The 14,930-nt window shown below is 62.1% G+C and carries 8 protein-coding genes; 7 read left to right on the top strand and 1 reads right to left on the bottom strand.

The annotated features are described in order from the left end of the window. Window positions 1-136 precede the first annotated feature (136 nt). From smc to DBR47_RS13620, 3 genes are read left to right on the top strand one after another with little or no spacing between them, the layout of a single operon-like run. Complete coding sequence (smc, locus tag DBR47_RS13630; protein ID WP_124450885.1) at window positions 137-3,652, top strand: chromosome segregation protein SMC; 3,516 nt, start codon at window positions 137-139, stop codon at window positions 3,650-3,652. Then, window positions 3,649-4,737, top strand: coding sequence for a cell division protein ZipA C-terminal FtsZ-binding domain-containing protein (locus tag DBR47_RS13625; protein WP_370454918.1), 1,089 nt, complete (start codon window positions 3,649-3,651; stop codon window positions 4,735-4,737). Before smc ends, DBR47_RS13625 begins: the two co-directional genes overlap by 4 nt. Before the next feature lie 57 nt (window positions 4,738-4,794). After that, window positions 4,795-6,123 (top strand): hemolysin family protein, encoded by a 1,329-nt coding sequence (locus tag DBR47_RS13620; RefSeq protein WP_124450883.1) that lies wholly within the window; start codon window positions 4,795-4,797, stop codon window positions 6,121-6,123. Here the strand turns inward: DBR47_RS13620 and DBR47_RS13615 are convergent. Beyond that, window positions 6,120-7,325 (bottom strand): multidrug effflux MFS transporter, encoded by a 1,206-nt coding sequence (locus tag DBR47_RS13615; protein ID WP_231512300.1) that lies wholly within the window; start codon window positions 7,323-7,325, stop codon window positions 6,120-6,122. The genes DBR47_RS13620 and DBR47_RS13615 overlap by 4 nt on opposite strands. 92 nt (window positions 7,326-7,417) lie before the next feature. On the opposite strand from DBR47_RS13615, the gene ligA reads away from it, so the two are divergent. The 4 genes from ligA to prsR all read left to right on the top strand — a co-directional run bounded on the left by ligA (window position 7,418) and on the right by prsR (window position 14,901). Continuing rightward, on the top strand, window positions 7,418-9,490 hold the full coding sequence (gene ligA / locus DBR47_RS13610) for an NAD-dependent DNA ligase LigA (protein WP_124450881.1): 2,073 nt from the start codon (window positions 7,418-7,420) through the stop codon (window positions 9,488-9,490). Between the two features lie 478 nt (window positions 9,491-9,968). Continuing rightward, window positions 9,969-11,351: a TIGR03013 family XrtA/PEP-CTERM system glycosyltransferase gene (locus tag DBR47_RS13605; protein WP_124450879.1), complete on the top strand. Its 1,383-nt coding sequence runs from the start codon at window positions 9,969-9,971 to the stop codon at window positions 11,349-11,351. Between the two features lie 47 nt (window positions 11,352-11,398). Further along, window positions 11,399-13,537 (top strand): XrtA/PEP-CTERM system histidine kinase PrsK, encoded by a 2,139-nt coding sequence (prsK, locus tag DBR47_RS13600; RefSeq protein ID WP_231512299.1) that lies wholly within the window; start codon window positions 11,399-11,401, stop codon window positions 13,535-13,537. Beyond that, the gene (prsR, locus tag DBR47_RS13595; RefSeq protein ID WP_124450877.1) at window positions 13,534-14,901 is read left to right on the top strand and encodes a PEP-CTERM-box response regulator transcription factor; all 1,368 of its coding nucleotides are present in this window, start codon (window positions 13,534-13,536) and stop codon (window positions 14,899-14,901) included. The genes prsK and prsR overlap by 4 nt, the downstream gene beginning before the upstream one ends. The last annotated feature ends 29 nt before the right edge of the window (window positions 14,902-14,930 follow it).

The raw sequence follows: 14,930 nt of genomic DNA, 5'->3' as shown, positions 1-14,930 counted from the left end.
GATGGTATCATTCGGCCCCGACAAAGCGCCCGCGAAAGCGTCAGTAGAAGGCGCTTTTTTTTCGGTAAATCAACGGCTTAGCACGCTCTGGCCGACCCTTTTTTGTCGTTAGCAGGATCACCCAAAACCCGCGCCCATGCGTCTGAATTCGATCAAGCTCTCGGGCTTCAAGTCCTTTGCCGATCCGACGGTGTTTCAGCTCCCAGGTCAGCTGGTGGGTGTGGTTGGCCCCAATGGCTGCGGCAAGTCCAACATCATGGACGCGGTGCGCTGGGTGCTGGGGGAGAGCAAGGCCTCGGAGCTGCGCGGCGAGTCCATGCAGGACGTGATCTTCAATGGCTCGGGCAATCGCAAGCCGGCCAGCCGCTCCAGCGTGGAGCTGGTGTTCGCCAATGAGGACGGGCGCGCCGGCGGCCAGTGGAACCAATTCGCCGAGATTGCGGTCAAGCGGGTGCTGACCCGTGACGGCACCTCCAGCTATTTCATCAACAACCAGCCGGTGCGCCGTCGCGATGTGCAGGACGTGTTCCTGGGCACGGGTCTGGGGCCGCGCGCCTACGCCATCATCGGCCAGGGCACCATCAGCCGCATCATCGAATCCAAGCCGGAAGAGATGCGCATGTTCCTGGAGGAAGCGGCGGGGGTTTCCAAGTACAAGGAACGCCGCCGTGAGACCGAGAACCGGCTCAAGGACACGCGCGAGAACCTGACCCGGGTGGACGACATTCTGCGCGAGCTGAACAACAACCTCGAGAAGCTGGAAAAGCAGGCCGAGGTGGCCGCCACCTACCGTGGCCTGCAAGACAGCGGCACGCTCAAGCTGCATCAGCTCTGGTTCCTCAAACATCGCGACGCCACCTCGGAGCAGGGCCGGGTCAAGTCAGAGCATCTCGAAGCCGTCAACGCCTTGGAAGCCCGGGTGGCCGAGTTGCGCCATGTCGAAGCCGAGCTGGAAACCGTGCGCCAGGCCCATTACGCGGCCGGTGATGAATTGCATGCCAGCCAAGGCCGTTTTGCCGAGGCCCAGCTGGAGGTGAGCCGGCTGGAAGAGCGCATCCGATACGTGGTCGAAGGCCGCCAGCGGGTGGAAGCGCGTCTGATCGAGTTGCAGCTGCAGACGAATCAGTGGCTGGAACGCTCGCAACAGGCCCAGGAGGAATTGGAGACGATTGCCGAGCAGATCGCGACGGCCGAGGAGCAAAGCGAGATCCTAGCCGCCCAGGCCGAGGAGCAGCAGGCCAATCTGCCCAATAGCGAGGATGCGGTGCGCGCAGCCCAGGCCAAGGCGAATGAACAGCGCACGGCCGTGGTGCAGGTGCAGCAGCAGATCCAGGTCTTGGCGGCCGAAAGCCGCAATATCGAGGAACAGTCGCGCCAGCTGCGCACCCGCCGCGAGCGTTTGGCGACCGAGAGGCAGGGCCTGGCCGCGCCGGATGCCGATCGCCTGGCCGAGCTCAAGCGCCAAAGCGAAGCTGCCGACGAAACCCGGGATATGGCTGATGCCCGCCTGCAGGAGCTGCAGGATCTGGTCCCGGCCCTGGACGAGGCGCGCCGCACGGCCCAGCAAGACGCCAATCAGCAGCAAGGCCGGCAGGGCGATTTGTCTGCCCGCCTGGACGCCTTGCGCGCCTTGCAGGAAAAAGTGCAGACCGAGGGCAAGCTCAAGCCCTGGTTGGCCAAGCATGGCCTGGACGGCTTGGCCGGCCTGTGGACCAAACTGCATATTCAAGCGGGTTGGGAAAACGCCCTGGAAGCGGCCCTGCGCGAACGCATGGGCGCGCTGGAAGTGGGGCGGCTGGAGACGGTGCGCGCCTTCGCGCAAGACGCGCCGCCCGCCCGCCTGGCCTTTTACTCGCCGCCCACAGCGGCTATCGCCAACACCCATCAAACCTTGCCCAGGCTCAGTGATTTGCTGCGCCTGGACGATGCCGGACTGAAGGCCTTGCTGAACGACTGGCTGGAAGGCATTTACACCGCCGCCAATCTGGAAGAAGCCCTGGCCCAGCGCGACAAGCTGGCCCATGGCGAGCTGATCATGACCGCGGCCGGCCATGCGGTCAGCCAGTTCGCGGTGAGTTTTTATGCGCCGGACTCCGAGCAGGCCGGCATGCTGGCGCGTGCGCAGGAGATCGAGCATCTGGTGCTGGAGTTGCGTGCCCAGGTGCTGATCGCCGAAGAGGCCAAGAGCGCCCTGGTGCGGGCCGAAGCCGCTTACACCGAAGGTTCGCAACGCTTGCTCATCTTGCGCCGCGAGGCCGGCGAGGCACAGAACCGTGCCCACCAGTTGCATGTGGAGCTGCTGCGCCTCTCGCAACAAGCCGAGGCCGCCAGCTCGCGTCGCACGCAGCTGGAAGACGAGCTGTTCGAGATCGATGCCCAGATGGAGGAGCTGCAGGAGCGCCGCATCACCGGCGAGGCCCGCTTTGAAGAGCTGGACATGCAGCTGGCCACGACGCAGGAGCGCCATGCCGAGCTGGACGATGGCGTCATCGCCGCCGAACGCAAGCTGGGCGAGGCTCGCGAGCAGCTGCGGGCGCTGGAGCGCCGGGCCCAGGAGGCGCAGTTCAGCGCCCGCTCCCTGGCCTCACGGCGTGGCGAGCTGCAGCGCTCGATTGAAACCGCGGTGGAACAGCAAAAAACCAATGCGGCCTCGGCCGAGAGCTTGCAGCGCGAGCTGGGCACGCTCAACGATGCGGCGGCCCAAGCCGGTCTGCAAGACGCCCTGGCTCTGAAGATGGAACGCGAGCAGGCCTTGGCCGCCGTGCGCAGCGGCTACGACGATCTGAGCCTGCGCCTGCGCCAGGCCGATGAGCAGCGCCTGAGCTTTGAGCGCAGCCTGGACCCGCTGCGCGAGCGCATCACCAAGCTGCAGCTGGAGGAGCAGGCGGCCCAGCTGGGCGGTGCTCAGTACATGGAGCAGCTGGTGGCGGCCGCCGTCGATCTGGAGGCTTTGGCCAAGTCGGTGGAAGAGGGTCAGGTCAAGCTCTACGGCCTGCAAGGCGAGATCGACCGCATCAACCGCGAGATCGCCGCTCTTGGGGCCGTCAATCTGGCCGCTCTGGATGAGCTGACGGCGGCGCGCGAGCGCAAGACCTTTCTGGATTCGCAGTGTGCCGACTTGATGAGTGCGATGAAGACGCTGGAAGATGCGATCCACAAGATCGATCTGGAAACCCGCGATCTGCTCAGTGCCACCTTTGACCAGGTCAACCACCATTTCGGCCGCATGTTCCCGACCCTGTTCGGCGGCGGCCAAGCCAAGCTGGTGATGACCGGTGATGAAATTCTGGACGCCGGCGTGCAGGTGATGGCCCAGCCGCCGGGCAAGAAGAACAGCACCATCCACCTGCTCTCGGGCGGCGAAAAAGCGCTGACGGCGATTGCCCTGGTGTTCGCCATCTTCCAGCTCAACCCCGCGCCCTTCTGCCTGCTGGACGAGGTGGACGCGCCCTTGGATGACGCCAATACCGAGCGTTATGCCAAGCTGGTGGCCGAGATGAGCAGTGGCACGCAATTCCTCTTCATCTCGCACAACAAGATCGCAATGGAAATGGCTGAACAACTGATTGGGGTGACCATGCAGGAGCAGGGCGTGTCGCGCATCGTGGCGGTGGACATGGAAAAGGCCTTGGCCATGGCGGAGGCGGTATGACGATGAATCTGACCACCTTGCTGGCCATTCTGGGTGGCCTGGTGCTGGTGGCCGTGGTGGCCCATGGCGCCTGGACCGCGCGCAAGGCCGGCCCGCGCCGCGCCGAGCAGCTGGAACCCCTGATGGATGGGCAGCAAAGGCAAGAACCCGGCCTCAATCCGGCCGCCGAGGGCGCGGGCCTGGACGCCGCGGGAGGCCTGGGGGACTCCGCTGCAGGCCACGACGAAACCGTGCCTGTGATCGCGCGGCCCATGCGCAAGCCCTCGGCCCGTATCGACGCTCTGATCGACGCCATTGCGACGCTCACGCTGGACGCGCCGATCAGCGGCGAGATGGCACTCTCCCATCTGCCCGGCAGCCGCCGCGCCGGCACCAAGCCCTTCCATATCGAAGGCCTCAATGCCGAGACCGGCGAGTGGGAGCTGCCCATGGCGGGTCAGCGCTACGGTGAATTTCAGTCCGGTGTGCAGATGGCCAATCGCAGCGGTGCGATGAACGAGATCGAGTACTCGGAATTTGTGCAAAAACTGCAGGCCTTTGCCGAAGGCATCGGCGCTTTTGTGCAGTTCCCGGACATGCTGGACGTGGTGGCCCGGGCCCGCGAGCTGGACCACTTCGCGGGTGACCACGACGCGCAACTGGCTGTGGTGCTGCGGGCGCGCAATGCTGCCTGGACCCTGGGCTATGTGCAGCAGATGGCCGTGCGCCATGGCTTTGTGCCTGGCGCCATGCCGGGCCGCCTGGTGATGGCCTCGGCCGACGAGGGCGCGCCGCCTATTTTGACGCTCAGCTTTGAGGCCCAGGCCGCCTTGGCCGAGAACCCGCAGCAGTCGTCTCTGCGCGAGCTGGCCTTGTCGTTGGATGTGCCGCAAACCCCCGAGTCGCTGGAGCCTTTTGCCTCCTGGCAAGAGGCGGCGCGCGGTCTGGCGCGTGATATCGACGCCGATGTTTGCGATGACCGGGGTCAGATCTTGCCCCTGCAGGCCTTTGCCTCCATCGGCCAGGAACTCGGCACCTTGTACCGGGCGCTGGCCTCGCGGGACTTGGCGGCCGGCTCGCTGGCGGCGCGGCGCCTGTTCAGCTGACAAGTTGCGGGCGGCTGGACACGAGGGGGCTGCGGTCTTCGCCGCTTACACTGCTCTATGAATGCACCATCCATCGGAGCTGAATTGAGCACCAGTTTCTTGTTGATTGCGCTCCTGATTGCGGGCAGCGCCTTCTTTTCGATGGCCGAGCTCTCGGTCGCAGCCTCGCGCCGCCTCAAGCTCAGGCAGATGGCCGATGAGGGCGATGGCCGTGCCGAGCGTGTGCTGGAGGTTCAGGAGCAACCCGGACACTACTTCACCGTGGTGCAGATCGGCGTCAACACGGTGGCCATCTTGGGCGGTATCGTGGGTGAGGGGGCTTTGACGCCGCATTACTCGGCGGCCCTGTCCTACTTTTTGGGCCCCGAGCAATCGCAAAGTCTGGGCTTTGCCCTGTCCTTCATCAGCATCACGGCGCTCTTCATCGTGCTGGCTGATTTGGTGCCCAAGCGCTTGTCGATGAACGAGCCCGAGCGGGTCGCCTTGGCCTTGATCGGCCCCATGCTCTTGCTATGCACCTTGCTCAAGCCCTTGTCTTGGATGTTCAGCAAGATCAGCGAGGCCTTGATCCGCCTGATGGGCCTGCCCTCCACACGCGACAACAGCATCACCCACGCCGACATCCTGGCCCTGGCCGAAGCCGGCAATCTGGCCGGTGTGGTGGCCGATGCCGAGCAGCAGATGATTGAAAACGTGTTCGAGCTGGACACTCGCCGGGTGGAGAGCGCGATGACGACGCGGGAGCGCATCGTCTTTTTCTCGCTGGACGACGACGACACCTTGATTCGCAACCGCATCGCCGAGGACCCCCATTCCACCTATCTGGTCTGCGATGGCGAGATCGATCAGGTGATGGGTTATGTGGACTCGACGGACCTGTTCCAGCGCGTCTTGCGTGAGGAGGCCATCAATCTGCGCAGCAGCCAGTCGGCCGGCCTGCTCAAAAAAGTCTTGATCGTGCCGGATCGTCTGACCCTGTCCGAAGTGCTGGGCCAGTTCCGCCAAGCGCATGAAGACTTTGCCGTCATCGTCAACGAGTACAGCCTGGTGGTGGGCATCATCACCCTCAACGATGTGATGAGCACGGTGATGGGTAGCCTGGTGGCTTCACACGACGAGGAGCAGATCGTGCGCCGCGAGGACGGCTCCTTCCTGGCCGATGGCATTACCCCCATCCCCGATGTGCAGCGTGCGCTGGAGCTGGAAGCCTGGCCCCATGCGGGCCAGTACGACACCCTGGCCGGTTTTCTGATGGTGATGCTGCGCCGCATCCCCAAGCGCACCGATCAGGTGGTGTGGGAGGGCTGGCGCTTCGAGGTGGTGGACGTGGACAGCCACCGGGTGGACCAGGTCATCATCACCCGGCTGCCGCCGCCGAAAGACTAGCTCAGTGCCTGCCGGCCCGCCATGGCCCGCTGCCCCAAGGTGCCCCAGATCAGCAGCAGGGCCACGACCGGGCCGGCCGTCATGCCAATCACCATCGGCAGAGGCGTGCCGTCGGTCAATGTGCCGGTGACGCCCATCATCAATGCGCCGACCAGCATTTGCAGCGTGCCCAGCAAGGCCGAGGCCGTGCCTGCGTTGGCACCATGCTCTTCAAGTGCCAGCACCGAGCTGGTGGGAATGACCAGACCCATGAAGGCGCTGGCCACAAAGTACAGGACTATCAGCACCCATAAATTGTCCCCACCCAGCAGGTAGTAGGCCAACATCAGCAGCATCACGCTGGTGGCGGCGTAGCCGGCCCTCTTTACCAAGGCCACGAGGCCGAAGCGCTCGCCCAGCCGGCCGGTGAACTGCGAAGCGGCGATGAAGGACACGGCATTGAGCGAAAAAGCCAGGCTGTACTGGCCGGGCGTGAGGCCGTAGTGATTGATCAACACAAACGGTGAGTTGGCCAGATAGATGAAAAAGCCGCCCATGGCGAAGCTGCCGATCAAGACCAGGCCCATGAAATGCCGGTCCCGCATCAACATGGCGTAGGCCCGCAGGGCGCTGCCCAGGCCGCTGGCTTGCCGTTGGTGGGCGGGGCGGGTTTCCTGCAGAAACAAGGCTGTCATCGCCAGACCCAGAATGGCTGCTGCCGTGACCATCCAAAACACGCCACGCCAGCCGGTCAGCGCGATCAGTGCGCTGCCGGCCAAGGGCGCCAGAATTGGCGAGACGCTGAACACCAGCATCAGCAAGGACATCAGGCGGGCAGCGTCGGTGCCGGTATGGAGGTCACGCACCACGGCGCGGGGAATGGCCATGCCGGCCGCGGCACCCAGGCCTTGTGCGAAGCGCAGCAGGTTGAGGGTCGTCACATCCTGCGTCAGGGCGCAGCCCACGCTAGCCAGCGTGAACAGACCCAGGCCGAAGTACAGCGGCGGCTTGCGTCCCCACATATCGGCCAGCGGCCCATAAATCGGCTGGCCCAGGGCGAGGGCGATGAAGAAGGCAGTCAAGCTCATCTGCACCTCAGCCGTGCTGGCCCCCAAGCTTTGCCCAATGGCGGGCAGGGCCGGCAGGTACATATCGATGGCGAAGGGGCCAATGGCGGAAATCAGGCCCAGCAGCAGGGCCATCTTGAAGAATTTTGTGGTCATCCCTGCATTGTCGGTGGGCGGGCCAAGGCCTTTTTTACAGGGCAGCCTTTGAACCGCCAATCGCCCCGGCGGAGTCGGCCACAATTCGGGCCATGAGTCAGAGTTCCATCGCCCCTTCCGATCGTGCCGCCGCCTTGCGCGCGAGCTTGAATCACCATGCCCATCTCTACTACGTGCTGGATGCGCCCACGCTGCCCGATGCCGAGTACGACCGCCTGTTCCAGGAGTTGCAGGCCTTGGAGGCCGCCCATCCTGAGCTGCTGACGCCGGACTCGCCGACCCAGCGGGTGATCGGCAAGGTGCTGGATGGCTTCGCCTCGGTGCGCCACGCCGTGCCCATGCTGAGCATCCGCACCGAGACCGATACCGAGGCCAGCGGGGCCGAGAACTTCGACGCGCGTGTGCGTCGTGAACTGGAGTTGCCGCCCGAGGCTGCCGCTTTGGAATATGCGGCCGAGCTGAAGTTCGATGGCCTGGCCATCAATCTGCGCTATGAAGCCGGTCAGCTGGTGCAGGCCGCCACGCGTGGGGATGGTGAGTCCGGTGAGGATGTGACCCAGAACATTCGCACCATAGGACAGATCCCCTTGCGTTTGCTGGGCGTCAGTGCGCCGGTGATTGAGGTGCGCGGCGAGGTGTATATGCGTCGCGATGACTTTGAGCGACTTAACGAACGCCAACGAGAGGCGGGCGAGAAGACCTTTGTCAATCCGCGCAATGCGGCGGCTGGCGCGGTGCGCCAGCTTGACCCTGGTATCGCCGCCAAGCGGCCCCTGAGCTTTTTCGCCTACGGCCTGGGCGAGGTGCAGGGCTGGGAGGTTCCGGCGACGCACAGCGCCCTGCTGGATGCCCTGGCGGGCATGGGCGTGCCGGTTTGCGCGGACCGTGCCGTGGTGCAGGGCTCGGCCGGTTTGGTCGAGTTCCATCAGCGCATGGGCGCCAAGCGGGACAGTCTGCCCTTTGATATCGATGGTGTGGTCTACAAGGTCAACGAGCGGGCGCTGCAACAGCGCCTGGGTTTTGTCAGCCGCGAGCCGCGCTGGGCCGTGGCGCATAAATACCCGGCGCAAGAGCAGCTGACCACCTTGCTGGACATCGATATCCAGGTCGGTCGCACCGGCAAGCTGACACCCGTGGCCAAGTTGGATCCGGTCTTCGTCGGTGGCACGACCGTCAGCAACGCGACCCTGCACAACGAGGAAGAAGCCCGACGCAAGGATGTACGCATCGGCGACACCGTGATCGTGCGCCGGGCCGGGGACGTGATTCCCGAGGTGGTGGGGGTGGTCTTGGAGCGCCGCCCGGCCGATGTGGGCGAGCCCTTCGATCTGTACAAGCGCCTGGGTGGGCAATGCCCGGTCTGCCAGAGCGAGATCGCCAAAGAAGAAAACGAAGCCCGTGTTTCGGTGGATTGGCGCTGCACCGGCGGCTTGTTCTGCCCGGCCCAGCGCAAACAGGCGATTTTGCATTTCGCCGGTCGGCGGGCCCTGGACATCGAGGGCCTGGGTGACAAATTGGTCGATCAACTGGTGGACGCTGGCATCGTCGCCAGCCTGCCCGGGCTCTACAAGCTGGGTGTGGCCAAGCTGGCGGCCTTGGAGCGCATGGCGGACAAAAGCGCTCAAAACATTGTGGATGCGCTGGAGAAGAGCAAGCACACGACTCTGGCGCGCTTTCTGTTCGGTTTGGGCATACGCCAGGTGGGCGAGACCACGGCCAAGGACCTGGCTCGCCATTTCGGCAGCCTCGATAAATTGATGGATGCCAGCAGCGAGCAATTGCTGGAGGTCAAGGATGTGGGCCCCATCGTGGCGCGCAGCATCCACACCTTCTTCGCCCAGCCTCACAACCGCGAGGTGGTCGAGCAACTCCGCGCGGCGGGGCTGAGTTGGGAAGAAGGGGAGGGCGCTGCCGCTGCACGAGGGCCTCAGGTCTTGCTTGGCAAGACCTTGGTGTTGACCGGTAGCCTGCCAAATCTATCGCGCGACCAGGCCAAGGACATGATCGAAGCGGCCGGCGGCAAGGTCAGTGGCTCGGTGTCGAAGAAGACTCATTTTGTGGTGGCCGGTGAAGAAGCGGGTAGCAAACTCGTGAAGGCCGAGGAATTGGGTCTTGTGGTGATCGACGAAGCCGGCTTATTGGCCTTGCTTCAAGGCGATACCTGATTTCTGGCACTAATTCCTCATTTGATAGGCCGGGCCGAAACTCGTTTTGGCTCGGCCTTTTTCATGCCTGGCATTGGGTTTGTTTGGGCCTGAATCCGACACTGTTTAGCAAGACGCAAAACCCTGTGCAAAACGCACGCTCACAAGAGGGTGTCAGAGGGAAACCGCAACATTCCTGCGCTCTACTTTGGGCGTCGGAAGTGCTTCGCCGCGCCGATGTTCATAGATTGTCAAAAAACTGAGAATTTATACCGTGGGGCCCCCTTCAAACGGGGGGCTTTCAACGGGGGCTTGTACAGGCATCATCGCCCCGCGAGTCAAGCAAGTCTCAGCGAAAGACTTTAGCTAGGTTCTAGTTCGATCCGCTTGGAGTCGTCAGCCACGCAAGCGTGACAACCATGCCGCAGAACACTGCTGCTTTGGGGTTCAGTTGATCACGCGATTGAACGCAATTGATCTTGATGTACAGGGGAAAGTCATGGTCCGGATATTCAGTCATTACCTGCATAGGCAGACCCTGCTACAAGTCTTCTTCGACTTGGGCTTGATTCTGTTCGCGGTGGTCGCTGTTGTGCTGAGCCAGGGGGATGCCGCGTCCTCCGCCATTCCTTTTGTGGCTTCGCATGGCCTGTCCCTGGCCGGTTGCATGTTCGTCATCAATTCCGCTAGCGGTCTCTACCAGCATGTGCATAACCGCTCGGTTACCGAGTCCTGCGCCCGCGCCTTGCTGGGCCTGATGTTCGGCCTGCCCCTGGCATACGCCATTTTCAGTTTTCTGCCGGCTAATTCCAGCCATCGTGATTTGGTGACGCTGGTGGCCATGGCGGCTGTGGCGGCCGTGATGGTGCACCGGGTTTACGCAGCGCACTCCGGCGCGCAATCGCGTCTGCGCACTCGGATCTTGATTTTTGGGTCCGGGCAAGCCGCCCGCTCTGTGGGCCAAACCCTCAAGGCTTCTGATCCGCATGCGCAAATCGTCGGTTATCTGCCTGGCCCCAATGAAGAAAGCTCCTGCATTCCCAGCAGCGAGATTCTGGAAATGCGTGGCAGCCTCACCGAAACTGCTAGGCAATTGCAGGTCAACGAGATCGTGGTGGCATTGTCTGAGCGCCGCGGTGGCAGCATGCCTCTGCGTCAATTGCTAGATTGCAAGATTTACGGGATCCGCGTGGTGGACATCGCCACTCACTTCGAGAAGACCCTGGCTCAAATCAAGATCAGCCATGTGAATGCGGGTTGGCTGATTTTTGGCGATGGATTCAATCAAGGGGTGGTTCGCACCGCCATCAAGCGCGTGTTTGATGTGATTTGCGCAGCCGCAATCTTCGTCGCGGCCTTGCCCGTGATGCTGGTGACGGCGGTTTTGATCAAGCTGGAATCCGCGGGCCCGGTGTTTTACCGACAGGAGCGTGTGGGCCTGAATGGCAAGCCCTTCAACGTCATCAAGTTCCGCAGCATGCGTACCGACGCCGAGAAAGACGGCAAGCCGCGCTGGGCGACCGTCAACGACGACCGTGTGACCCGTGTCGGTCGTTTCATCCGCAAGGTGCGCATCGATGAGCTGCCCCAGTTGATCAATGTGCTGCAAGGTGATATGAGCATGGTGGGCCCCCGCCCCGAGCGCCAGTATTTTGTGGACGAGTTGGTCAGCAAGATTCCCTACTTTGCCGTGCGTCAAAGCGTCAAGCCCGGCGTCACAGGCTGGGCCCAGGTTCGTTACGAGTACGGCTCCACGGTTGAGGACTCGGTGGAAAAGCTTCAGTACGACCTTTACTACGTCAAGAACCACACCTTGTTTCTTGACCTCCTGATCATGCTTGAGACGGTCGCTGTTGTTCTGACGGGCAAAGGCGCTCGCTAATCCCGGACCCGAGTTGGCGTTTGCGCCAATTCCGGGACCCGGATTGCATGATTCAATCTCGCATGCTCAATGGATTGGTTGACCTCGGACTGATCGGTGATTTGCTGGCGGTGCTCGCCTACGCAAGTTTCGCGCTGAGCTTTGGCTCCCGCATCTGGTGGAAGAAGAGTGCCGCCGCCAACCCCGTCTCCTTCGTCTTCATTGCCGCGCTGAGTTGCAGCGCTGTTTGGGCTGGCTTGAGCCTGGCAGGGCAATTGTCTCGGGCGCCCTGGTGGCTCGATCAATGGGCAATTCCTCTGGCGGACTGGGCTCGCTACGCCCTGTGGTTTTTGTTCCTGCTTTTGCTGCTGCAACCAGCGGGCACACGGCCCGAGCGCGCCAAATCCTCCCAATTCTTGCCCTTGCTTTTGCTCTGCCTCGGCCTGGTCATGCTGCTCATCATCGGGCGTGGCTTGGATCGCTCGTGGTCGAGTGATTTGGCCCGGCCTGCCGCTTTCGCGGCGCTGGCGCTGGCGGTCGTCGGTTTGTTGCTGGTGGAGCAGTTGCTTCGCAATGCCACCGAAGACGCGCGTTGGAACGCCAAACCGGCGTGCCTGGGTCTGGCGACTATTTTTGTGTTTGATCTATTTGTCTTTTCTCAGGCGGCCTTGTTCCGTGAGTTTGACGGTGATGCCTTGAGCGTGCGAGCGGCGGTGCATGCCTCGGCTGTGCCCCTGCTCTTCGTCGCCTCGCGCCGGCATGTGGATTGGTTGGACAAGCTACATGTCTCACGGGCTGCGGTGTTCCATTCCGCCAGTCTGTTGCTGGTGGGGGCCTATCTGCTGCTAGTTTCGGCCGTGGGCTATTACGTGCGCTACACAGGCGGCGAATGGGGGCGTGCGCTGCAGCTGGCGCTGGTTTCTTGCGCCTTGCTCGGCTTGGCATTGCTGGTGCTGTCAGGCTCCTTGCGTTCACAGCTCAAGGTCTATATCTCCAAAAACTTCTTCAACTACCGCTACGACTACCGGGAGGAGTGGTTGCGCTTTACCGCGACGCTTTCTTCCAGCGGCGCACCCCAGGAAGTTGGCGAGACGGTGGTGAAAGCCCTCGCCAACCTGGTTGAAAGCCCCTCGGGCGCCTTGTGGTTGCAGCGTGGCCCCGGCGACACGATTGTCCAAACGGCTCGCTGGAATCTTCCCCCTCAGACCCTGAGTGAATCCGCGCATTCACCGTTCTGTGGCTTTTTGCGCGAGCGGGCCTGGATTGTGGATCTCGATCAGGCGCGCAAGAGCCTACCCGAGTACGAAACACTGGCCACGCCAAGCTGGCTGCTGGCCGATGCCAAGTACTGGCTAGTGATCCCCTTGCTGGTCGGCCAGGACTTGATTGGTTTCGTGCTGCTGGGGCGGGCTCGCGCCAATGTCGAGGTGAACTGGGAGGTGCGCGATCTGCTGAAAACGGCCAGTCGCCAAGCATCCAGCTATCTGGCCCAGATGCAGGCGGCCGAAGCCTTGCTTGAATCCAAGAAGTTCGACGCCTTCAACCGCATGTCGGCCTTTGTGGTTCACGATTTGAAAAACATCGTGACCCAGCTGTCCTTGATGATGAAGAACGCCAAGCGCTTGCGTGACAACCCAGAATTTCAACAGGATATGTTGGATACCGTGGAAAACTCGCTGGAGAAAATGCGCCAACTCATGCTTCAGCTGCGTGAGGGTGACAAGCCCCATGGCGTGGTCAGTGGCGTGGACTTGGAGCAAATTCTCAATCGCCTGGCTCAGTCGGCAGCGGCCAAAGGGCGTAAGCTAGATTTGCAGCTGAGCTCTGGGGTCAGTACGCGCGGGCATGATGAACGAATCGAGCGGGTGCTGGGTCACGTGGTGCAGAACGCCCTGGATGCCACACCAGTCAGCGGTGAAGTCAGGATCGCACTGGACAAGACCGGCAGCCAAGCCCGGGTACGGGTGCGGGACGATGGTTGTGGCATGAGCGATGAGTTTGTTCAGAACAAGCTTTTCAAACCTTTTCAGACGACCAAGGAAACCGGCATGGGTATCGGGGCGTATGAGAGCTATCAATACTTACAGGAACTGGGTGGGAAAATCGAAGTCGAAAGCAAATTGGGGCAAGGCACTTTGGTGACGATTTTGTTGCCGCTTTTCCATACCTCTTCCTCCTCCAGCATGACCGAAACCCTCGCCCAATGAGCTCAGAACGCCCCCAGCAGCCGCTACTGATCGTCGAAGATGATTTGGCGCTGCAAAAACAACTCAAATGGTCCTTGGATCGCTTTGACTCGGTGTTGGCCGACGACGTGGCCTCTGCCGTCTTGCAGTTCCGCCGCAGCAATCCCGCGGTTGTCACCATGGATTTGGGCCTGCCGCCAGACCGGGATTCGGTTTCGGAGGGATTCAAATGCCTGGAGAAGTTGCTGGAGCTAGACCCCATGGTCAAGGTCATTGTCTTGACCGGGCAGAACGATCAAGAGAACGCCTTGCGTGCCATTCGCATGGGCGCGTATGACTTCCTGGCCAAGCCGGTCGAGCCGGAAGTTTTGAGCTTGAGCGTCGAGCGCGCCTATCGCCTGTATGAGTTGCAGCAGGAAAACCGGCGTTTGCAAAGCCTGCAGCACGCGGACGTGCTGAGCGGCCTGGTCACACGCGATGCGGGCATGCTGCGAGTCAGCCGAACGATTGAAAAGGTCGCCAGCAGCGACGCCACGGTTTTGTTGCTGGGTGAAAGCGGCACGGGCAAGGAACTACTGGCGCAAGGCTTGCATGACGCTTCCAAGCGCAAGGGCCGATTTGTCGCCATCAACTGCGCGGCGATTCCGGAGAATTTGCTGGAGAGCGAGTTGTTCGGGTATGAAAAGGGTGCTTTTACCGGCGCGTCCAAGACCACTGTTGGCAAGATTGAAACCGCCAACGGGGGGACCTTGATGCTGGACGAGGTTGGCGATTTGCCCATGTCCTTGCAAGCCAAGCTGCTGAGGTTCTTGCAAGAGCGCACGATTGAGCGCGTGGGCGGGCGCCAGGAAATCGCCATCGATGTGCGGGTCCTGGGCGCCACCCATCAAAACCTGAAGGCTCAGATCGCAGAAGGGCGCTTTCGTGAGGACCTGTACTACCGGTTGGCTGAAATCGTGGTGGACATTCCTCCGCTGCGAGACCGGGTTGGAGACGCGGTCCTCCTGGCCAATGTTTTTTTGCGACGCTTTGCCGCGGAGCGCCGGCGTCCCAGCATGAGTTTCTCCGAGGATGCGGTGCGAGCGATTGAAGCTCATAACTGGCCGGGTAATGTGCGGGAACTGCAGAACGTCATCAAGCGTGCCTCCATCATGGCGGACGGCGACCGAGTCAGTCTCGATGATCTGGACTTGCCCGTGGAACTCAGCGCCGAAGGTGAACCCTCGGACAGTTTGAGTTTGCGTGCGGTGCGAGAGCGTGCCGAACGCGAAGCCTTGGTGACCGCTTTGGCGAGAACGAATGGAAATATTGGCAAGGCTGCGGGCTTGTTGGGCGTGAGCCGTCCGACGCTCTACGACTTGATGAATAAATTGCAAATCGCTTGATTTAACGTTTGAGAGACAGGGATGACGGG

This window comes from Paucibacter sp. KBW04 (genome assembly GCF_003852425.1).
Classification (GTDB): Bacteria; Pseudomonadota; Gammaproteobacteria; order Burkholderiales; family Burkholderiaceae_C; genus Paucibacter_A.
Note: the sequence above shows the minus strand (reverse complement) of the source record. Positions and strands in the feature narration are given on the sequence as shown.